Origin of the sequence: Bacteroides sp. 3_1_23 (genome assembly GCF_000162555.1) — a bacterium.
Taxonomy (GTDB): domain Bacteria; phylum Bacteroidota; class Bacteroidia; order Bacteroidales; family Bacteroidaceae; genus Bacteroides; species Bacteroides ovatus.
This window is the reverse complement of record NZ_GG774949.1, coordinates 656,583-678,772: the sequence shown is the minus strand read 5'-3', so window position 1 is coordinate 678,772 and position 22,190 is coordinate 656,583. Positions and strand designations below refer to the sequence as shown.

General features: G+C 44.8%; 10 protein-coding genes and 1 pseudogene. 9 read left to right on the top strand and 2 right to left on the bottom strand.

What is annotated here, in order from left to right; genetic code table 11:
- Window positions 1-8: 8 nt before the first annotated feature.
- Genes HMPREF9010_RS21605 through HMPREF9010_RS21620 form a run of 4 tightly spaced genes read left to right on the top strand, consistent with a single transcriptional unit; the run spans window position 9 to window position 7,755 of the window.
- Window positions 9-1,895: a RagB/SusD family nutrient uptake outer membrane protein gene (locus HMPREF9010_RS21605; RefSeq protein WP_022199270.1), complete on the top strand. Its 1,887-nt coding sequence runs from the start codon at window positions 9-11 to the stop codon at window positions 1,893-1,895.
- Between the two features lie 22 nt (window positions 1,896-1,917).
- A complete protein-coding gene (locus HMPREF9010_RS21610; RefSeq protein WP_008646822.1) occupies window positions 1,918-5,001 on the top strand; it encodes a SusC/RagA family TonB-linked outer membrane protein in 3,084 nt (1,027 codons plus the stop codon).
- 25 nt (window positions 5,002-5,026) lie between these two features.
- The gene (locus tag HMPREF9010_RS21615) at window positions 5,027-6,823 is read left to right on the top strand and encodes a RagB/SusD family nutrient uptake outer membrane protein (protein ID WP_032852425.1); all 1,797 of its coding nucleotides are present in this window, start codon (window positions 5,027-5,029) and stop codon (window positions 6,821-6,823) included.
- Between the two features lie 29 nt (window positions 6,824-6,852).
- Entirely contained in the window at window positions 6,853-7,755 is a 903-nt protein-coding gene (locus HMPREF9010_RS21620; protein WP_008646820.1) for a BT_3987 domain-containing protein, read from the top strand.
- A 106-nt stretch (window positions 7,756-7,861) separates the two neighbouring features.
- Here the strand turns inward: HMPREF9010_RS21620 and HMPREF9010_RS21625 are convergent, their stop codons facing one another.
- Window positions 7,862-11,872, bottom strand: coding sequence for a two-component regulator propeller domain-containing protein (locus HMPREF9010_RS21625; protein ID WP_008646819.1), 4,011 nt, complete (start codon window positions 11,870-11,872; stop codon window positions 7,862-7,864).
- Between the two features lie 208 nt (window positions 11,873-12,080).
- Here HMPREF9010_RS21625 and HMPREF9010_RS21630 point away from each other — a divergent pair, with 208 nt between their 5' ends.
- From HMPREF9010_RS21630 to HMPREF9010_RS21650, 5 genes and pseudogenes are all read left to right on the top strand, one after another.
- Window positions 12,081-14,138 carry an alpha-L-arabinofuranosidase C-terminal domain-containing protein gene (locus tag HMPREF9010_RS21630; protein ID WP_008646817.1) on the top strand — a complete coding sequence of 686 codons (2,058 nt, stop codon included), beginning with the start codon at window positions 12,081-12,083 and terminating at the stop codon, window positions 14,136-14,138.
- Window positions 14,139-14,164: 26 nt separating this feature from the next.
- Window positions 14,165-15,718: a sulfatase gene (locus HMPREF9010_RS21635; RefSeq protein ID WP_008646815.1), complete on the top strand. Its 1,554-nt coding sequence runs from the start codon at window positions 14,165-14,167 to the stop codon at window positions 15,716-15,718.
- 47 nt (window positions 15,719-15,765) lie between these two features.
- The gene (locus HMPREF9010_RS21640; protein ID WP_008646813.1) at window positions 15,766-16,953 is read left to right on the top strand and encodes a family 43 glycosylhydrolase; all 1,188 of its coding nucleotides are present in this window, start codon (window positions 15,766-15,768) and stop codon (window positions 16,951-16,953) included.
- A complete protein-coding gene (locus HMPREF9010_RS21645; protein WP_004298622.1) occupies window positions 16,950-18,617 on the top strand; it encodes an arylsulfatase in 1,668 nt (555 codons plus the stop codon). The genes HMPREF9010_RS21640 and HMPREF9010_RS21645 overlap by 4 nt, the downstream gene beginning before the upstream one ends.
- A 5-nt stretch (window positions 18,618-18,622) precedes the next feature.
- A pseudogene (locus HMPREF9010_RS21650) lies at window positions 18,623-20,827 on the top strand (glycoside hydrolase family 2 protein).
- A 169-nt stretch (window positions 20,828-20,996) separates the two neighbouring features.
- On the opposite strand, the gene HMPREF9010_RS21655 reads toward HMPREF9010_RS21650, so the two are convergent.
- On the bottom strand, window positions 20,997-21,440 hold the full coding sequence (locus HMPREF9010_RS21655) for a VOC family protein (protein ID WP_008646812.1): 444 nt from the start codon (window positions 21,438-21,440) through the stop codon (window positions 20,997-20,999).
- Between the last annotated feature and the right edge of the window lie 750 nt (window positions 21,441-22,190).

Genomic DNA, 22,190 nt, shown 5'->3' with positions numbered 1-22,190 from the left:
TTACTGATATGAGAAGACATAAGTTGAATTGGATATGGATCATTCTATTGGGGTTGTTTGTAGGAAGTTGTGAGGACTATCTGGACCGCTCTCCCGATGACGGACTTTCCGAAGATGATGTTTATAAAGATTATAGCAGTTTGTTAGGGTTCATGGACCGCATCTTTCAAAATGATGATATATTAATCTTTACACATGGTATCAACTCTTATTCGAATACATACGTAACGGTAGGTAATTTATCGGATGAATATGCATCCGTTCGCGATAATGATCCGTCGAAGTTTGTCAATGCAGGTAACTGGCTGGAGAATGCCGGTACACGTTTCGAAATAGGAAGTAAAAGTGATGGGAAGAATTTCAAAAGTGCTATTTCTCGTGCTTATACCGGACTTCGTATCGTGAACCGTGTAATTAGCGGAGTAGATCAAGTGAAATCCATCACAGACGACCAAAGGAGAAAACTGTTGGGACAGGCTCATTTCCTACGTGCCTACTTCTATTTTGAGATTATCAAGCGATATGGCGGAATGCCCATCTTTGACCAGCTTTGGGGAGCATCGGATGACTTTGACTTTCCCCGTAAAACTTATCAGGAATCCAATGCTTGGATGCAGACAGACTTGGATAAAGCCATTGAATATTTACCTATAAGCTGGCCTGACGAGGAACATGGACGGCCTGACAGAGTAGGCGCCATGGCATTAAAAGCGATGACACAGCTTTATGCTGCCAGCCCTTTGATGCAGAACGACTTGAATTCTATTGAAAACAAAGGGTATGGAAAAGAGATGGCTGCCGAAGCTGCCCGTAGTGCGCAAAAGGCGATCAATGCTATTGAAAGTCACGAATATTATCGCTTGATGAATCACGACGAATATCGTAGTATTCAATTAATGCCTAATTCCAATCAATTCGCACAGCCGGAATACTTATGGTTCCTGCGTTGGCATCATGGCAACTGGTCTGCTTTCGTCAGAGCGCAATGGCTGACACAACCATACGATAATAAAACCGGTGCCGAAGGTACTCCTTATAATGCTCCGACACAAAATGCGGTAGATATGTACGAACGTAAGGGAGCTGACGGCAACTACTATCCGATCACTGATCCGCGTTCCGGTTATGATGCGGTAAAGACTACCAATCCTTACTCGGATAGAGACCCTCGCTTCACTAATAATATCCTCGTGCCCGGTGAGCAATGGGGAAAGAATTTACAGGGTGTTCCTTATTATCTGACTACTTATTCGGGCGGTTACTCCGAGAACTTCATTTCTACCAATCAGTTTACGAGAGGCTCTCAACAGACCGGATATATGTGTAAGAAGTTCATTTGGCCGGAAGCAAGTGTGCCTTTGTTTGGCGAAGCTGGTTTCCAATTATATCGTTTGGTGGCTGTGTACATTCGTGTTTCGCAAGTTTATCTGGATATGGCAGAGGCTTCATACGAGGCGACAGGTGATCCGGATGCAGTCGTTACGGGTTGTACGATGTCGGCCCGTCAGGCTTTGAATAAAATCCGTGTAAGAGCCGGAATCGGCGAACTACCGGATGGAGTGGATTTTAGAGAAGCTTATCGTCGGGAACGTGGTGTGGAATTGATGTTCGAAGGACACCGCTGGTATGATATCCGCCGTTGGATGATTGCTGAAGACCTGTTTAAGGGTGAATATCCGATCATGGGTGTCAAAGCAACCCCGATCAATCATTCTTATACGGCCGACCAGTTGAAAGTGGAAAAAGCCTGCACTTATAAGTTGACCGACTTTACTTACGAGTATGTTCCGGTGAGGACAGCCGTGCGGACGTTTAACAAGCGTAATTATTGGTATCCGCTACCGATGGATGAAGTGGCGGCTTTGGATAATCTTCAACAGAACCCCGGATGGTGATACCTAAAATAAAGAAAAGTATATGAGAAACAAGATTAGATATATAAGACTGATAGGGCTCATATTTGTCCTTATCGTTGGCTCTAGCCTGACTTTCGCACAGAATAAATCAAAGAGAAAGTCGGCGAAGAAGCCTTTGGTGGAAGTAGTTTCTATTGTTACCGACGAGAAAGGTAGCCCGTTGAAGAATGTTTCTATCATTTGTGGAGAAGGCGCAGTCGTTCTATATACAGATGCAAAGGGACGTTTTCAGACGAAGGTCGAGAATGACGCAACCGTCATGGTGGAGGCTTTGGGATATGAAGATAAAGTGTATAAGCTGACAGGCAGCAATATCGTTCCTGAAAAGATTGTCCTGAAGAAAGAGCCTCTGTTCCTGACCGAAGAATCGTTGGTGAATAGAGCCGATGGTGGCAAGACGTATAAAGGGAATGAAGTAGGCGCAACGAGCGTACTGGAGAACGGACAGTTCGGAACGTTCCCTGATTTGACGCTGACTAATATGCTGCAAGGTAAAATGTTAGGTCTGCAAGTTCGCTCCACAGTCAGCGGATTGGGTAATAATACGCCTGATTTATTTATCCGTGGCCAGCATGGCATGTCGGAGAATACAGCTATTGTTATCATCGATGGTGTGGAACGTCCGGCAGCGGATTTGATTCCTGAAGAAATCGAACGTATCGAGTTGCTGAAAGATGCCACTGCCAAGATTCTTTATGGGGCGCGTGCTGCGAATGGCGTACTTTGGGTGACTACCCGCAGAGGAAAGGCCAACCGCCGCATTTATAACGCAACCGCCGAAGCAGGTGTGGTACAGATGACGCGTACTCCTGATTTTCTGAATTCTTATCAGTATGCTAATCTGTACAATGAAGCGCGTGCAAATGACGGATTGACTCCTTACTATAATCAGAAACAACTGGAAGGATATAAAAACTCCAAAGGAGCCAATGACCTATTGTATCCGAACGTCGATTTGTACGATCAGTTATTGAACAAAAATGCCAACTATCGGAAAGTATCGTTCGATATGACGGGAGGTACCGACAGAGTGCGTTATGCCCTGATTGCCGGATATGTAGGAGGTAGCGGATTTGAAGACGTTACCTATACTCCGCAACTGCACCGTCTGACTCTTCGCGGAAACCTCGACTTCAATGTAACGGATTTCCTGACTATATCCGCAGACGTTGCCGGACGTATGGAAATGCGTAAATGGGGGCAATTGGACTGTGGTCAGGTATTTACGGCCCTGTCTACGCATCGTCCGAATGAATACCCGCTGACTATGTCACCGGAAGAAACCGGACTAGCCAGCTCGGACGGGATTCCCTTGTTTGGCGCAAGTCTGTTGCGTCCGATGAATGCATACGCGGAAACGATGTACGGAGGATATACGGATGAGCGTTATACACGCAGCCAGACCAATATCGGTTTGAAATTTGATCTTGATATGCTGACAAAAGGATTGAAAGCCGGTGCTTTCCTTTCTTTCGACAACTATGATTACCTGCAACTCTCTTTGAGCAAAGTCTATCCGACGTATGCCATCAAGACATATCGTGACTTTGCCGGTGAGGAACAAATTATGTACACCCAGATGAAGAAAACAGATGTAGCCACTTCACAAAGCCGGAAGTCGACTACCTTGCAGCAGACATTGGGTTGGAATGCCTTTGCCGCATACGAGAATACATTCAACCAAAAGCATGATGTATCGGCACGGCTGACTTACATGTACTCGAAAACAACGAATCAGGGAGTGACCCAAGACATCATCAATGCAAACTACGCATTGCGTCTGAACTATATGTATGACCACCGCTATGCTGTGGAAGCCGACATGGCATTGATGGGAAGCAACCGTTTCAAATCGGGAGATAAATACTTCTTCTCGGCAGCAGGCGGCCTAGCCTGGATTCTAAGCAATGAAGATTTCCTGAAAGACAATGAATACGTGAACTTCCTGAAACTGAAAACCAGCGCCGGTATATTGGGCTATGACAGAAGCACGGAACATTTATTGTATGAACGCGCCTGGTCGCAAGACGGCAGCTTCCGGTTCGGAACAACGAACAACGGTGCTACGGCTTACTATTCCACTTTTGTCCGTGCAGGCAATCCGAACCTGAAATGGGAAAAGGCAGCAGAATGGAACATTGGTGTGGAAGGCCTGTTCCTGAATAACCGCTTATATACCGAAATAAACTATTTCCGTGAGAAACATACGGACATCATTGGTTCTGTTGATGCCTCTTACGGGGATTATACTGGTAACTTTACCTACCAGGACAACATGGGCTCTGTCTTGAATCACGGTATAGAAGGAATGTTCACTTGGAGCGACCGTATCAACGACTGGGCTTATTCGGTAGGAGCCAATTTCGTATGGTCTAAGAATAAAGTATTGAAATGGAACCAGGTGAAGCATGGTGAAGAATACCGTTACACAGTGGGGCGTTCTACCGATGCTATGATGGGACTGGTTGCCGAAGGATTATTTGGCAAAGATGTAGCCATCAACGGACATGCCCCCCAGACGTTTGCCGATTATCAGGAAGGCGACATCGCCTACAAAGACCTGAACGGCGATAAGATCATTGACGGTCGTGACGTAAAGGAACTCGGAAACTCATTCCCACGTACTACATTGGGCATTGACTTCAATGTAAGTTACAAAGGCTGGGGATTGTATCTTCAGGGATATTCCGAACTGGGCGTTCACACTTGGGCAACGAATGCTTATTACTGGAATAATGGAGAAGGTAAATACTCCAAACTGGCATTAGACCGTTATCATCCGGCAAACAATCCGACCGGAAGTTATCCGCGCCTGACAACCACTGCCGGTGAGAACAACTTCCGCAATTCTTCTTTCTGGTTGAAGAATACAAGCTTCTTCCGTATGAAGAATGTTGAATTGAGCTACACGTTTAATCAGTTCTCCCCAAGTTCGGTCGTGAAGAAGATGAAGGTTTTCGCTCGTGGTGCAAACTTATTTGTCCTTTCTTCCGTGAAAGATTTGGATCCTGAATTGCTGAATGCCGGTGTGACAAACTATCCGGTGACACGTACTTTTACAGGCGGAGTCTCTTTTGTATTTTAATTTTGAACAATTAATAGATGGCAATATGAAACATATATTAGGAAGTTGCGTTTTAGCAGGTCTGTTTCTCTTTTGTGCTTGTGACGACACATTGGATACAAAGGTGACATGGCAGATCGGAGACTCTGATACCTGGAGAGTTCCGGAACTTGCTCAAGGCGTACTATATAAAGCTTATAATGGCATAGCCAACCGTCCAGATTGTTTTGACAATAACTTTCTGGATTGTGCTACCGATAATGCAGTGACTAATCTGCGCAGCTCTTCTGTCTATAAATTAAATATGGGTGGGATGACGGCGTTTAACAACCCGATCGGAAACTGGAGTAATGCGTACAACATGTTGAACTATGTAAACTCCTTCCTCGAAAACGGCCTGACCGACCAGGTGCAGTACAACCGCACCGATCCGGAAGTGGACAAGCAAATCAAGCTGCGTCTGGAAGGTGAATCGTATTTCTTGCGTGCATGGTGGCATTTTGAGCTATTGAAGATGTATGGCGGAAAGGCGAAGAATGGAAAAGCGTTGGGTATTCCGTTGGCAGATCATTTTATTTCGCAGGATGAGGCCGCGCAGAACGGTGAATTTCTTCGTCCTACTTATCAGGCAACAGTCGATTTTATCGTCAACGATTTGAATAATGCCATCGAGTTATTGCCGAATGTGTATCAGGGAGATGACCTGGAGTTTGGTAATACACAAATCGGCCGTGCCACGAAAGCGGCGGCAGCTGTTCTGAAAAGTCGTGCGCTTTTATATAGCGCAAGTCCTGCCATGCAGGATGATGACGTGACGAAGGTCACCGGCATGGGACAATTCGAAATTCTGAACCCTACGGTTTACCAGGCAAAATGGGAAGCGGTGGCCAAAGAGATCAATAAGATTCTGGGCATGGAAGGTTTCGGAACTTATGTTCCTGTTACGGCTTCCTCCATTGCCGATGTGCAGACCGAAAGTTCCGATTATGCTTTCCGCAAATATTTTAATAGTAATCTACTGGAAGGCCTTCATTTCCCGCCATTCTATTATGGAAGTGCCCGTGCCACTCCTTCTCATAATCTGGTAAAGGCTTTTTATGCGAAGAATGGTTATCCGGCAACCGATGTCCGTTCCGGTGTCGATCTGTCTGATCCTGATTTCGATCTGACGCAGCTTTATGCCGTACTGGATAATCGCTTTGCGCTGAATGTCTACTATCATAGTGCTACATTTGGCGATTCCGGTCAGCCGTTGGATATGTCCGAGGGTGGAAAAGATTCTCCTTCGTTTAGTGAGAATGCTACACGTACGGGTTATTATTTGGCTAAATTCGTTTCCAAGAAATCGGCTATGCTGAATCCGATTCAGACCTTAAACTCGGTTCATTACAATCCTTTGTTACGAAAATCGGAAGTTCTTCTTAACTTTGCCGAAGCTGCTAATGAGGCTTGGGGCAACCCGACGGTGAAAGCCGAAGGATGCCTGTATTCTGCATACGAAATATTGAAAACAATCCGTTCGCAAGCCGGGGGTATCAATTTTGATCTTTATCTGGATGAAATGGCTCAAAGTAAAGACTCGTTCAGAAAGTTGATTCAGAACGAACGCCGCTTGGAATTTACTTTCGAGAATCATCGTTATTTTGATATGCGTCGTTGGGTATTACCGTTGAACGAAGAGGTGGAGGGCGTTGCCGTTACCCGCAAGGAAGATGGTACATTCAGCTTCAAAGTACAGAAAGTGGAACAACGGAAATATGAAGTGAAAAACTATTTCATGCCGCTACCGTATGCAGAGCTGGAAAAGAATAAGAATCTAATGAATAATCAGGGTTGGGAATAACGTGCTGTTGATATAAATACTTATTTACAATGAAAAGACTAAATATATTATGGATAGGGCTGATAAGCGTTCTGATGACTGCTTGTTATGACGATTATGAAAAGGACTACGATAAGAGTTCTGTGTACTTTGCTTCGCAAAAACCTCTGCGGACACTGGTAGCCGATACAGATATGTCGATAAAGGTAGGAGTGGCTATTGGCGGTAAAAGAGAGGTGCATACCGATGATTGGGCTACATTCGAGATCGATCCGTCTTTATTGGATGGTACGGGCTTGACACTAATGCCGGAAAACTATTATCAGTTGGCTAATCCGAACAAGATGACGATCAGCAACCCGAACCTGGCAATTGCAGATGTGAAAGTGACTTTCTCCGATGCTTTCTATGAAGACAATGCTGCTTTGAACAAGCACTATGCAATCCCTTTCCGGTTGGTCGATCATAATCAGGATGAAATTAGTACTGATGTGAATGGTAATTTGAAGGATTACAGTATTGTAGTTGTCAAATTTGTCAGCCAGTATCACGGCACCTACTTTGTGAAAGGAAAGGTTACCAATTTGTCTACCCAGCAGGTTACTGAATACAGTAACAAGGATTTGAGTCAGAATATGACCCGCGACTTTATTTCGTTAGGTAGAAACAAAGTACGCAGACCGGGTTTCGGAAACACATTGGAAAACAATGAATCAGTGAATCTGACAGTCAATCCGGATGGAAGCGTCAATATTGAAGCCGGAGGAAGCGTCGCTATCACAGATGCATCTGCCACATTAGATCCTGCAGCCGAATCATTGGAATTTGTAGGGAAACAGCCTAAGTTTACACTTTCTTATAAGTACACGAAAGGTGGCGTCACTTATCAGGTTGACGAGGAACTGATCCGACGTCAGAATCCGGAAGCCGATTTACGCTTCCAGGAATGGTAGAATAGGTATTAGTCAATTATAGGTGGCTATTGGTCGCCGGTAATTAGGTGCATCAGCGAATGTTGCAGGTTAATTACCGGCGATATCTTTTCTATCATAGTAACTTCTACTTCAACTGCTTGAGAAACTCTGTCGGAGTGATATTAAATTCTTTTTTGAAACACTTTGTAAAGTAGTTCGGATCTGATATGCCGACGGCAAATGATGCTTCGGAGACATTCATACCATTCAGTAAATGAGTTTTAGCCTCTTTCATCTTGATGGTCCGTATGAATTGAGTGATGGAACATCCGGTGAGTGATTTCAGCTTCATGTGCAACAGGCTGCGGCTGATGCGGAGATGGGCTGTGATTTCCGTTACTCCGAAGTCTTCCTTGGTGAGGTTCGCCATAATCAGTTCCATCAGTTCTTTCATGAATATTTCATCCCGCGGGTTGTTGGTTATTTGCTTGATGTTCAGTTCTTCCGCCTGTTTGAAGTGTTCAATACTCTGTTTCCGGCTCTTTTGGATATTCTGTACCAGCAGTTCCAGATTCTTGGCGTTAAAAGGTTTAGTGATATACGCATCGGCTCCCCGTAGATAACCTTCCGTATGGTCGTTTTCATCGGTCTTTGCAGTCAGGAGGATAACGGGGATATGGCTGGTCGTTACGTCCTGTTTGACACGTTCCGTAAATTCCAGTCCGTCCATCACTGGCATCATTAAATCCGATATAATGAGGTTAGGTAACTGTTTGGCTATCTTCTTGCAGGCTTCTGCACCGTTATACGCCCGTATAATATCATATTTCTCGCTGAATATACTGGCGAGGTAATCATTCATTTCTTTATTGTCCTCCACAATCATAATAGATTCCCGGGCAGGATCTTTTTCTTTGTTGGTCAGCTTTTCAGGAATGAGTTCGATGGTTTCCTTGATTCGCTGGTTATATTTCTGTATTTCTTCGGTCGTGATGTTCTCGGACGAGCGTTCATCGGGGTTGTAAGCATCCTCGGATACATTCAGGGTAACGATAAAGTCCGAACCTTTGTTGATTTCGCTTTCTACCCGGATTTCCCCTTTGTGCATGTGTATGAGCGAACGCGTAAGCGATAGTCCCAGTCCGAATCCCTCGCGATGGTCGCGCTTCTCAACCTGGTAATAACTTTCAAATATTTGTTCTTGAGCTTCTTTAGGAATCCCCCTGCCATTGTCTTTGACGGAGATTTGCACAAATGTTTCTTTCTCTTCTTTTATTAGTTTGGCACTCAACTTGACGTATCCGCCGGGCTGGGTATATTTAAATGCGTTTGAGAGCAAGTTATAAAGAATCCGTTCCAGCTTGGAAGGCGAGAACCAGACTTCCTCTTCGGTGTCTTCCAGATTGACGATGAAGTCAATCTCCCGTTCTCCGGCTACGATGTCGAAGATGTGCGACAGTTCTTCCAGAAAGTGCATGATGTCTCCCTTCCGGACGCTGATACGCATCTGTTTCATCTCGATTTTACTGAACGTCAATAGTTCATTAATCAGATAATTCATCCGGTTGGCGTTTCGGTAGATGACTTCCAGTTTCTCTTTATCGTTGTTGCTGATTTGTGGCTGCTGGATCAATCGTTGCAGAGGCGATAGAATCAGAGTTAACGGTGTTTTCAGGTCATGGGAGATGTAAGTGAAGAAATTGATCTTCTGTTGATTCATATTCTCTATGTTGACGCGCTGTTCATGCTCCGTTTTCAGTCGCATGAGCAGGATGATACGCGTTTTGGTATATCTGTATGCGGCGTAAATGATTAATAGGAAGAGTAGTGCATAAACTAAATATGCTCCCGGCGAGAGCCACCAGGGAGGAAGGACTCTGATAGCAAGGTCCTTTTGGCCCGTTTCGTCCCAGTGGATACCATCTTTGCTGGCTTTGATCTTTAAGATATATCTTCCTGACGGCAGATTGGAGAAGCGTACCTGATGCTGGTTGCCTACAAACTGCCAGTCCTTGTCGATACCTTCCATTTTCATCGCATATTGAGTGTTGTCGGTATATTGATAATTCAGTCCGGAGTATTCGAGACGCAGGGATTGGGCTTGTTCGTGCGTCAGGGTGATCTCTGTCAGTTCGGAGATAGAGGAAGGGATGAATGCTTTCTCATTGTTGGGCGACATATATTCGCTGTTGCTCCAAATGGCAGTCAGTGCAATGTTGAAACGGGGATTGACGGAGCGTACCTGTTCCGGGTAGAAAGAAATCATACCGTTGATAGTTCCGAAATACAATTCTCCGTCAGGCTTCTTGCAGGCGGAGGAGTAGTTGAACTGGTTGATGGGCAATCCGTCGGCCGTGGTATATCGGTCAATGCTTCCTGTTTGGGAATTGATACAACAAAGCCCGTTTCCGGTACCTACCCAAACATTACTCATCTCATCTTCAATGATACCTTTGATGGCGTTGGATCCCAACTGTTCTTTACTGTAAAAGGCGATAATGCTACCGTTGCGGTCTGATACATAAAGCCCGTTGTTGTCTGTACCTATCCATATCCGTTGATGTGAATCGGGGTAGATATAGGTGATGTAGAGATCGGTATGCGGCAGGATGGGGAGCGAGGTTACTTTCAGTGTATGGGTATTGATCTGAAATATACTGCCTTTTCGGGTTCCTGCCCAAAGTATACTGTCATTAAACTGTACCAGGTTAAAGACACGGAGAGATGAAATCTTTTCCGGGCGGGAGTTTGCTTTCTTCTTGTCGATCAGGAATAAGCCGGAAGGGCCTCCGTACCAGATATGATCGTTCTTGTCTTCGATGATGCAGAAGCCGGAAGAAACCTCATCCGACAGTAGATTATAGTCCACCGTGCGGTTTAGATGCGGTATATAGTGAAGAGCTCCTTTCAGGAACAGTCCGAGCCACAGACTGTTATCTTTGTCGAGCCATAAGGAATGTATGTTCTTGGCGTAGATTTGCATCTGCTTGTGCAGCCGTTCGGCACGGGTGATTTCTTTCTTATTGTTCAGGTAATTCAATCCGCCATCTTCGGTGGCGATGTACAGACCATTGTCCGGAGCATTGATAATCTGGCGGACAGCCTTTCCGCTCAAATGATTGAAACTGGCTCCGTATGGATATATCTGGAACTGGTCGGAACCGAATATATAATAATTGACTCCTCCGAAATAGGTTCCCACCCACATATTATGAGCCTTGTCCTGATAAAGGCTGTAAATGGGAGAATCGTTCAGCGCACTTAAATCCCGTTCCGATTGTTCGTAATGTGCAATCAGTTGATAGAGTTTGTTGAAGACAAAGATGCCATACTCCGTGCCTACCCATATATTCCCCGTATGGTCGGTTGCCGCACAGCGGAAGTGTTTTACTTCCAGGTCTTTCGAGAGATTACACAGGGTATTGCTTTGTATATGATAGACGAAAAAATCGTTGTTAGTATTAAATAACAGCTGGTTGGACGAGATCAGGACGGCATTGTTGCATTGCAGTGTAAAAGGCTGGATGAGAGTCGGGAGGGAAACGAACTGTTTCTTTTCCAGACTGTATCGCATCAGTCCTTTGTTGGTGTCTATCCATAAGGTTTTGTCTCCGTCCTCCGCAAAGTATCTCACATGAGGTTTTTCTTCATCGAGAAGAAAAGGAACGAACAAGCTGTCTTGTTCATTGTAGCGATAGAGTCCGTTGCTACAAGCTGCCAGAAGCATACCATCGCTGGTGTTCAGGAAACAAACATCATCCTTAGTGTTCCCTTTAATCTGGTAACGGCTGAAATCTTCTGTCTCGTAGTTATAGCTGCAGATGCCCTGATCGGTAGAGATCCATAGAATGTTACGGAGCGAATCGTTATATAAGCGTGTGATGAAATTGTGGCGGAGTGAGGTGCTGTCGGCTTCATTATGTGCGAACAGGTTGATATTATAACCGTCATATCGGCACAATCCGTTGCGTGTACCAAACCAGATGAACCCGTGGTTGTCCTGGGTGATTGCATTGATCGTATTATGCGGGAGTCCTTCAGCTATACTTAGCTGTTTGAAGCGTATGTTATTATATTGAATCTGTCCCGTCGACAAGCTTGTATTTAAGAGCACGAGACTAAATAAGAGTACGAATTTAAGTAAGGTGGTTCTCATGGCTTTTCTGATTGATTTTCACGACCTAAAGATACGTCTTTTTTTGTTTTGAACAGTCGTAGAATTGTTCAAACGGGCAGCACTCATGTTCAGTTTGCCGCTTCGCTACAGATTTTTATACATGATTGCAGGTATTAAGCATTATTTTTCTGTTTTTCTTGGATAGAAAAGACCACATTTGCAATGTGAAACTCTAAAAACAAATGCTATGAATCATTCGACATTCAAATCCTTTACGTTTGGTATCGGTCTGTTTTTCACATTACCTCTGGTATATGGGAATAGTTCCTCTCCGTCTTCCTCCGATGGAACGTTGTATATCAATAAATCGAAAACCCACAAAGTGGCTCCCGTAAAGTACGGTTTCCATTATGAGGAAATAGGAATGATGGGCGAGGGTGCCTTGCACGCCGAACTGATACGTAACCGTTCGTTTGAAGAAGCTACACCGCCTGCCGGATTATCTGTGAAGAACGGTCTTTATGAAAATGTTCCGGCTCCCCGCGTTAAAGAGAAAAAAGTGTTTCAGGCCGATCCGCTGATTGGATGGACGACTTATCCGTTATCATATACTCCTGTATTTATCAGTCGCACGGATGAAAATCCGATGAGCGGGGAAAATAAGTATTCGATGCTGGTTAATGTCACGGAAGATATTGCGAACCATCCGGATGCCCTGATTCTCAACCGTGGATATTATGGAATGAACTTGAAGACGGATACGTCTTACCGCCTTTCCTTGTTTCTGAAGAACAGGAATTATTCCGCTCCGTTACGTGTATTTCTAGTTGACGAATGGGGACAACGAGTGAGCAATGTGATCGAAGTGAATGTAGGGAATCGGGACTGGACAAAATACACCGGTGAACTGAAACCGGAAAAGAACGTCCGGCGTGGAATGTTTGCCATACAACCGATGTCGAAAGGGCAATTTCAGGTAGATGTTGTTTCCCTGTTCCCGTCCGATACCTGGAACGATGGAAAATCCGTATTTCGTAAAGACATTGTTCAGAACTTGAAAGAGTTTTCTCCTAGCTTTATCCGTTTTCCGGGCGGGTGCATCGTGCACGGAGTCAATGAAGAAACGATGTATCACTGGAAAAAGACGCTCGGACCGATTGAAAATCGTCCGGGACAGTGGAGCAAATGGGCGCCTTATTACCGTACCGACGGAATCGGTTATCATGAGTTTTATGAATTGTGCGAATATGTGGGAGCTGATGCGATGTATGTGATGCCTACGGGTATGATTTGCAGCGGTTGGGTGAAGCAAAGTCCACAGTGGAATTTCAGACACATTGATGTCGATCTGGACGCTTATATCCAGGATGCATTGGATGCCATCGAGTATGCCATTGGTGATACAACTACGAAATGGGGAGCCGAACGGGCAAAGAACGGTCATCCTGCTCCTTTCCCGCTAAAATATATCGAGATTGGAAATGAAGATTTCGGACCTGTGTATTGGGAGCGTTATGAGAAAATCTATCAGGCGTTGTCCGCCAAATATCCTGACTTGATTTATATAGCCAATAGTGTCATCCGTGTAGTCGGAAGAGAGAATGATGACAAACGGAAGGATATTCCCAATTTTGTCAACCCGAAGAATGTGAAAGTGTTCGACGAACATTATTATAACTCAATCGAATGGGCTTGCGAACAGCATTATCGTTTTGATAACTACAAACGGGGTGTTGCCGATCTATTTATCGGCGAATTGGGAATCAACGGAAAATATCCTTATAACCTGCTGGCTACCGGAGCCATCCGTATGTCAATAGAACGCAACGGCGATTTGAATCCCTTGTTTGCTGAACGTCCGGTGATGAGGCATTGGGACTTTCTGGAACACCGTATCTTCCTGCCGATGTTGATTAATGGAGTAGACAGTAGCGTAAAGACTTCCTTCTTCTACCTGGCAAAGATGTTCAGGGATAACACGTTTGACGTGTGTCTGGATGCAGCGATCAAGGATATAGCAGGTTTGCAGAATATCTTTGTTACGATGGGATATGATACGGCCAGCAAACAATATATCCTGAAACTGATAAACCTGCAGGATAAAAAAGTCACTCTACAACCGGAAGTTTCCGGCTTTAAACGTCCCGTCAAGGCACATAAAACAAGCCTGGTACTGGTTCCGGGAAAAGAAAACACACCGTTTGCTCCGAATGAAGTCCAACCGGTAGAGACGGAAGTCGGACTGGATCTGAACCAGCCGCTCGAACTGGAGGCCGCTTCCATGGTTGTATATCGTTTTAAATAGGATCTTTTAAATAAGAAATAAATAAAATGAAAACAATCTTTTGTATCACAGGACTTGCCATACAAGGTTTGGCTATGTCAGTCCAGGCGCAAATCGGCAAACCGAATATTGTGGTTATTATGACCGATCAGCAGCGTGCCGATTTGTGCGGCAGGGAAGGTTTTCCGCTGGAAGTGACTCCTTTTGTCGACCGGTTGGCGCAGGAGAATGTATGGTTCAATAAGGCATACACTGTGATGCCGGCCAGCTCTCCGGCACGTTGTTCCATGTTCACCGGGCGTTTTCCTTCCGCCACTCACGTACGCACGAATCATAATATTCCCGACATCTCCTATAAACAGGACTTAGTGAGAGTATTGAAAGAAAACGGATATAAAACAGCATTGGTCGGCAAGAACCACGCTTACCTGAAACCTGCCGACTTGGATTTTTGGTCTGAATACGGACACTGGGGAAAGCACAAAAAGACGACTCCCGCAGAGAAAGAGACTGCCCGTTTCCTGAATCAGCAAGCTAGGGGGCAATGGCTGGAGCCATCTCCCATCTCGCTGGAAGAACAGCATCCCACCAAAATCGTGAACGAAGCGCTGGCATGGATTAAACAGCAGAAAGAAAATCCTTTCTTCGTATGGGTCTCTTTTCCGGAACCTCACAACCCTTATCAGGTATGTGAACCCTATTACTCCATGTTCTCCCCCGATAAGCTCCCTGTCTTAAAGACCTCCCGCAAAGATTTGGCAAAGAAAGGAGAGAAATACCGTATTTTGGCGCAACAGGAAGACGCGTCCTGCCCGAACCTGGAACAAGACTTGCCTCGAATCCGTGCCAACTATATCGGAATGATCCGGTTGATAGACGATCAGATCAAGAGACTGATCGAATCATTGAAAGCCAGCGGACAATATGAAAACACCCTCTTTGTCGTACTTTCCGACCACGGTGACTACTGGGGGGAATACGGATTGATCCGTAAAGGAGCCGGACTTTCCGAAAGCCTCGCACGTATCCCGATGGTATGGGCAGGATATCACATTAAAAACCAGCCTGCCCCTATGGATAGCCACGTATCGATAGCCGACCTTTTCCCCACCTTCTGCTCTGCCATCGGTGCCGAAATACCGGCAGGAGTTCAGGGTCGTAGCTTGTGGCCGATGCTGACCGGAAAAGCTTACCCTAAAGAAGAATTCTCCAGCATGGTCGTACAACAAGGCTTCGGAGGAGCCGATGTCGGACTGGATGCCTCCCTGACTTTTGAACAGGAAGGAGCATTGACTCCCGGCAAAATAGCCCACTTCGACGAACTGAACACCTGGACGCAAAGCGGTACCTCACGCATGATAAGAAAGGATGACTGGAAACTGGTCATGAATCATTATGGCAACGGAGAACTCTATAATTTAAAGAAAGATCCTTCGGAAGTTCATAATCTGTTTGGCGAGAAGAAATACAGCGAAATTCAAACAGAACTTCTGACCCGTTTACTGGCATGGGAGTTGCGTTTGCAGGACCCGCTGCCTCTCCCGCAAAGACGTTACCATTTTAAACAGAATCCATTTAATTATCTCCATCCGGAATACTAAAAAATAAGAAGATTGTACATACCTACGGATATTAAAAACATGATTCCATGAAGTCTGCCCCGCAACGGCCTATTTTTGTATCCGTAAACATAAAACAGAAATATATGAAATTGATTTTGCGATTAGGATTGATCTTGTTTACAGGATTTATTTCCATCTCTACAGCATCAGCACAGTTATATGGAACGGCAGATACAAACGCTCCGGAACTACGTGTTCCGACATCTGTAAAGCCGGCATTTGATTATTGGATGAGGGACACTTGGGCTACACTGGGTCCCGACGGTTATTATTATATCACAGGAACCACCTCTACTCCCGATCGTTACTTTCCGGGACAGAGGCATTGCTGGGACTGGAACGACGGTTTGTACCTGTGGCGTTCCAAAGATATGAAGTCCTGGGAAGCCAGAGGACAAATATGGTCGATGGAAAAAGACGGAACCTGGCAAAAGAAACCGAAAGTATATAAAGCAGGAGAGAAATATCAGAAGAAATCCATCAACGGTGATCCGATGGACAACCGCTTTCATGCAGTGTGGGCTCCGGAAATGCATTATATCAAAAGCGCGAAGAACTGGTTTATCGTTGCCTGCATGAATGAGTCGGCAGGCGGGAGAGGTTCTTTTATTTTGCGGAGCAAGACCGGAAAACCGGAAGGTCCGTACGAGAATGTCGAAGGTAATAAAGACAAAGCTATCTTCCCGAACATCGACGGAAGTTTGTTCGAAGATACGAACGGCACTGTCTACTTTGTCGGGCACAACCATTATATCGCCCGTATGAAACCGGATATGAGCGGATTTGCCGAGGAACTGAAAACATTGAAAGAGAAAAAATATAATCCGGAACCGTATATTGAAGGAGCGTTTATCTTCAAATATGATAACAAATATCACCTCGTACAGGCTATATGGTCGCACCGTACGTCGGAGGGAGATACCTATATCGAGAAAAAGGGAGTAACCTCGCCGAAGACACGTTATAGTTACGACTGCATCATCTCGACAGCCGATAATGTGTATGGTCCCTATAGCGAACGCTACAATGCCATCACGGGAGGAGGACACAACAATCTTTTCCAGGATAAGGATGGAAACTGGTGGGCTACCATGTTCTTCAATCCGCGTGGGGCACAGGCGGCAGAGTATAAAGTGACGTGCCGTCCCGGATTAATTCCGATGATCTATGAGAATGGTAAATTCAAACCCAACTTTAATTATAATACCAAATGAAAACTTCTTTATTGATAGCAGGCAGCCTGGCTCTGGTCCCGATGACGTATGCGCAGGACAAGCCGAATATTATTATCATACTGGCAGACGATTTGGGCTTCTCCGATCTCGGCTGTTTCGGTGGTGAGATTCATACACCGGTACTGGATAAACTGGCAAAGAATGGCGTCCGTATGACGCAGATGTACAACAGTGCCCGTAGTTGCCCGTCGCGTGCCAACCTGTTGACGGGACTTTATCCGCATCAGACGGGATTGGGACACATGGACGGCAGTCATCCTGCCTGGCCGAAAGGATATTCCGGTTTCCGTTCCAATTCGGACAACGTCACGATTGCAGAAGTCCTGAAAGATGCCGGATATTTTACGGCTATGTCAGGAAAGTGGCATCTAGGGAATAAGTCGAATCCCATTCTTCGTGGTTTCCAGGAGTATTACGGTTTGTTGGGCGGATTTAATTCTTTCTGGAATCCGGCAGTATATACCCGTTTGCCGAAAGACCGTACCCCCAGACATTATGAGGAAGGAACTTTCTACGCTACCAATGTGATAACGGATTATGCGATTGACTTTATCGACCAGGCACATCAGGAGAAGAAACCGTTGTTCCTGTATCTGGCCTATAACGCTCCCCATTTCCCTTTGCACGCACCGAAAGAAGTGACCGATAAATATATGTCTCTCTATATGCAGGGATGGGACAAGATTCGTGACGCCCGCTGGAAACGGATTGTGGACCTGAAACTTATGCAGGGAAAGCCGGCACTTAGTCCGCGTGGTGTAGTTCCCGAAAGTCTGTTTGAAGATGAAACGCATCCGCTACCGGCATGGGATTCATTGACGAAAGATCAGCAGACCGACCTCGCACGCCGTATGTCCATTTTTGCCGCTATGGTAGATGTGATGGACGCGAACATCGGCCGGGTAGTGGATGAATTGAAGAAAAACGGTGAGTTGGACAATACGTTTATCATGTTTATGTCCGATAACGGAGCTTGTGCCGAATGGCACGAATTTGGCTTCGACAAACAGACCGGAGTCGAATACCATACCCATACCGGAGAAGAACTCGACCAGATGGGTTTGCCCGGAACCTATCATCATTACGGTACAGGCTGGGCAAATGTCTGCTGCACGCCGTTCACGCTCTATAAACATTATGCACACGAAGGAGGTATTTCCACTCCGTGTATCATTTCCTGGGGTAATCATGTGAAGAACAAAGGCGGACTGAATCATCAGCCTGCACAATTCTCCGATATCATGTCTACCTGTGTGGAACTGGCAGGAGCCACTTATCCGAAAGAATATCAGGGAAGAGCGATTCTGCCTACGGCAGGTCAGTCTATCCTTCCGATTGTGAAAGGAAAGAAGATGCCCGAAAGATATATTTATGCCGAGCATGAAGGCAACCGCATGGTGCGTAAAGGTGACTGGAAGCTGGTTTCCGCCAACTTCAAGGGAGATGAATGGGAATTGTACAACATCAAGGAAGACCGTACCGAACAGCACAACCTGATCGGTAAATATCCTGAAATGGCAAAAGAATTGGAAACAGCCTATTTCGAATGGGCGGACAAGAGTGATGTTTTGTATTTCCAGAAAATGTGGAATACCTACAATAAGAATCGACGGAAAGATTTTAAAGAATATAAAACCCGCTAATGCTTATGGATAAGAGAATCTTACTAACTCTGGCTTTAGGAGCCATGTCGCAGGTGTTTACCCATGCATGGGAGCCTAAAGGAGATAAAATTAAAACAGTATGGGCTGAACAGGTGACGCCGGAAAATGTGTGGCAAAGTTATCCTAGACCACAGTTGCAACGGGCAGAATGGATCAATCTGAACGGATTGTGGAAGTATGCCGTAACGGATCAGAACACGCCTCGGAAGAATGTTTCCTTTGAAGGGGAAATCTTGGTCCCGTTTGCGATTGAATCATCTCTGTCCGGAGTGCAGAAAACATTTCTTCCTACGGATAAATTATGGTATCAACGTGAGTTCACCTTAGATCCTTCCTGAAAGAACAAATCTACTATCCTGCATTTCGGAGCAGTGGATTATGAATGTCAAGTATGGGTGAATAACCGGTTGGTCGGTACGCATAAAGGAGGAAATAACCCGTTCTCGTTTGATATTACTAAATACCTGAAGAAGAGTGGTCCTCAAAGCATTGAAGTAGCCGTCACCGACCCGACGGACACGGAGTCTATCTCCCGAGGAAAACAGCAACTTAACCAGGAAGGTATCTGGTACACGCCTGTATCGGGCATTTGGCAAACTGTGTGGCTGGAAGCGGTGAATAAAACCTATATTCGTCAGGTACTTCCTTCCACTGATATTGAGAGAAAATCCGTGAAGCTGGCTTTCGATATAATCGGAGCCAAAGGCAATGAAGAAGTGAAAATAGAAGTGTTGGATGATGGCAAAGTAATCAAGACGGTGGAACAGAAGTTGACTAATGCGATAGAAATAGACGTTCCGAACGCTGTCTTATGGTCTCCCGAATCTCCGAAACTGTATCATTTGAATATTGTCTTATCCAATGGAGGACGTGTTTTAGACCGGGTAAAGAGTTACTTTGCCTTGAGAAAAGTAGATGTCCGTAAAGATGAGTGCGGATATAACCGTATTTGCCTGAATAACCAACCCATCTTCCAATACGGTCCGCTCGATCAAGGCTGGTGGCCCGATGGATTGTTGACTCCTCCTTCCGAGGAAGCGATGTTGTGGGACATGGTGCAGTTGAAGAAGATGGGATTCAATATGATCCGTAAACATATCAAAGTAGAACCGGAGCAATATTATTATTACGCTGATTCTCTGGGATTGATGATGTGGCAAGACATGGTTTCCGGTTTTGCTACGTCAAGGAAGAAGGAGGAACACGTCAATCCGTTGGCTACTACTGATTGGAACGCTCCCGAAGAACACACCCGGCAATGGCAAAAAGAAATGTTCGAAATGATCGACCGTCTCCGTTTCTATCCCTGTATCACTACCTGGGTGGTTTTCAATGAAGGATGGGGACAGCATAACACGGTGGAAATCGTAAATAAAGTGATAAAATACGACGATACACGCCTGATAAACGGAGTGACCGGCTGGACGGACAGAGGCGTAGGCGATATGTACGACGTACATAATTATCCTGTCACTTCCATGATTCTGCCGGAGAACAACGGTAACCGCATTTCCGTACTGGGAGAATTCGGCGGCTATGGCTGGGCGATCAAGGAACATATCTGGAATCCGAATATGAGGAACTGGGGGTATAAGAATATAGACGGAGCAATGGCTCTGATTGATAGTTACGGCCGTCTGGTATATGATTTGGAAACGCTGATTGCCCAAGGGTTGAGTGCGGCTGTTTATACACAAACCACTGATGTGGAAGGAGAAGTGAACGGCCTGATTACTTACGACCGGAAAGTAACTAAAATACCGGAAGGCTTGTTACACCTGATGCACAACCGTTTGTATGAAATCACTCCCGTGAAAGCGGTTACTTTGATTGCAGACAGTCAGAACGGAAGCAAGAATACCCGCCTTGTCGGTATGAACGGTCAGGAGCTGAAAATGACTTCTTTGCCTTTCGACTGTCCCCCTCGTTCTACGGTAGTATCAGAAGCTACTTTTAAGGTGGATAAGGATTTCAATCATCTGTCTTTATGGCTGAATGTTGCCGGAGAAGCCAAAGTTTGGCTGAATGGTGTAGAAGTCTTTGCGCAGGAGGCAAAGCAGACCAGGCAATATAATCAATATAATATCAGCGATTACAGCCGTTACTTGCGGAAAGGAAGTAATCTGTTGAAAATCGAAGTGAAAGATAGCAAGAAGATGAGATTCGATTATGGGTTGAGGGCTTATTAATCAGATTCATATTCTACTTTGTGAGTTTCTTGCTATAAAGTTGAAAGGCAAGTGAATATCTGCAATATCAAGTTAATGTATGAGCCCCATAGCGATGTCACTATAGGGCTCATTAACTATCATTTTTCCGGCTCACTCGTATGGGCACATTTCTTTATAACAAACTTTCTTATTGAAATTTCTTATCTTCTTCGAGGAGCTCTTGGCTATATTGCTCCGGTGCTAGAGGGGTAAAGAGTTCTATCAGGTTTTCTTCGGGATCGCGCAGGTATAGGGTACGCATCCCCCAATCGGGCATATCCGCAGGTTCGGTGATAAACGTCACGCCTTTTGCTTTTAGATCGGCAAAAGTTTCGTCGAGGTTATCTACACTGAATGAAACCATTAATTTCTCACGCATCGCAACGGGCTGTTGCTTATCTGCATTGCCTACCGCAGGTGCCATCCAGTCGGATACAAAAAGGGTGAAGCCTTCTATCCCGTCAGCTACTTTAAAATTGGCATATCCGCTATTTTCATCTCCCCAGGATGGCTCTAATCCGAGTTGTTCGGTGTAGAACTTGAAGCATTTGGCGAAGTCTTTCACTAATAATCTTACGTTGCTGAATCTCATGGTTTACTGATTAATAGTTTGTAATTTGTTTCTTATATCAAAATGCAAATATAATCATTCTATTGGATAGCGTTTCAAAAAACTGTATTTACCTCATTAGTGCATAGAAACGAGTTAAACGGTGCGCTAATGAATGGGTCCAGGGTGAGGGGTGGTGAGGGTAGATTTATAACCTTTTATTTTATTATTTTCTATACTATCTCCTTTTTTATCCTCAAAAAAAAATACGAAAGTTATAAATCTACCCTCACCACCCCTCACCCTGGACCCATATCTTATAATAAAAAGATAACGGGGAATCTTAAAAACTCAATCATCTTTTTCAGATTTACCACAACGTTTCCAGAATACTTCATTATTTTATTCAAAACCGTACAGAGAATGAGCCAAACCCGTACGTAAATAAACTATTTCACCACAGAGGACAGTCAGAAGATCCATACTGAACAGATGAGATTATCTGAAATCCAGAATAAAGAATTACAGGATAAAATTGCTGTGATAAATAAGAATTCTGAAGAATAGATCAAAGCAATGCAGAAACAATATGAGACTACTAACAGGTAGCTGAAGATTTTTATATCGGCTCAAAAAGAGTCCTATACACTGTAATTATTGGCTCATTTTGTAGCCGATATATTAATAATATTATGATTTTTGAGCCGATATAATCAACTAAATAGCAATGGAAGAAGAAAATTTCAACAATAATCTTCGTTTTCATCCTCTATCTTCTAGGTCAGAATTAAT

What these genes read in the sequence shown, in the direction of transcription:
- HMPREF9010_RS21610 (WP_008646822.1), top strand. Translation starts at nt 1,918, where the DNA reads ATGAGAAACAAGATTAGATATATAAGACTGATAGGGCTCATATTTGTC.
- HMPREF9010_RS21655 (WP_008646812.1), bottom strand. Translation starts at nt 21,440, where the DNA reads ATGAGATTCAGCAACGTAAGATTATTAGTGAAAGACTTCGCCAAATGC.
- HMPREF9010_RS21625 (WP_008646819.1), bottom strand. Translation starts at nt 11,872, where the DNA reads ATGAGAACCACCTTACTTAAATTCGTACTCTTATTTAGTCTCGTGCTC.
- HMPREF9010_RS21640 (WP_008646813.1), top strand. Translation starts at nt 15,766, where the DNA reads ATGAAGTCTGCCCCGCAACGGCCTATTTTTGTATCCGTAAACATAAAA.
- HMPREF9010_RS21620 (WP_008646820.1), top strand. Translation starts at nt 6,853, where the DNA reads ATGAAAAGACTAAATATATTATGGATAGGGCTGATAAGCGTTCTGATG.
- HMPREF9010_RS21605 (WP_022199270.1), top strand. Translation starts at nt 9, where the DNA reads ATGAGAAGACATAAGTTGAATTGGATATGGATCATTCTATTGGGGTTG.
- HMPREF9010_RS21635 (WP_008646815.1), top strand. Translation starts at nt 14,165, where the DNA reads ATGAAAACAATCTTTTGTATCACAGGACTTGCCATACAAGGTTTGGCT.
- HMPREF9010_RS21630 (WP_008646817.1), top strand. Translation starts at nt 12,081, where the DNA reads ATGAATCATTCGACATTCAAATCCTTTACGTTTGGTATCGGTCTGTTT.
- HMPREF9010_RS21615 (WP_032852425.1), top strand. Translation starts at nt 5,027, where the DNA reads ATGAAACATATATTAGGAAGTTGCGTTTTAGCAGGTCTGTTTCTCTTT.
- HMPREF9010_RS21645 (WP_004298622.1), top strand. Translation starts at nt 16,950, where the DNA reads ATGAAAACTTCTTTATTGATAGCAGGCAGCCTGGCTCTGGTCCCGATG.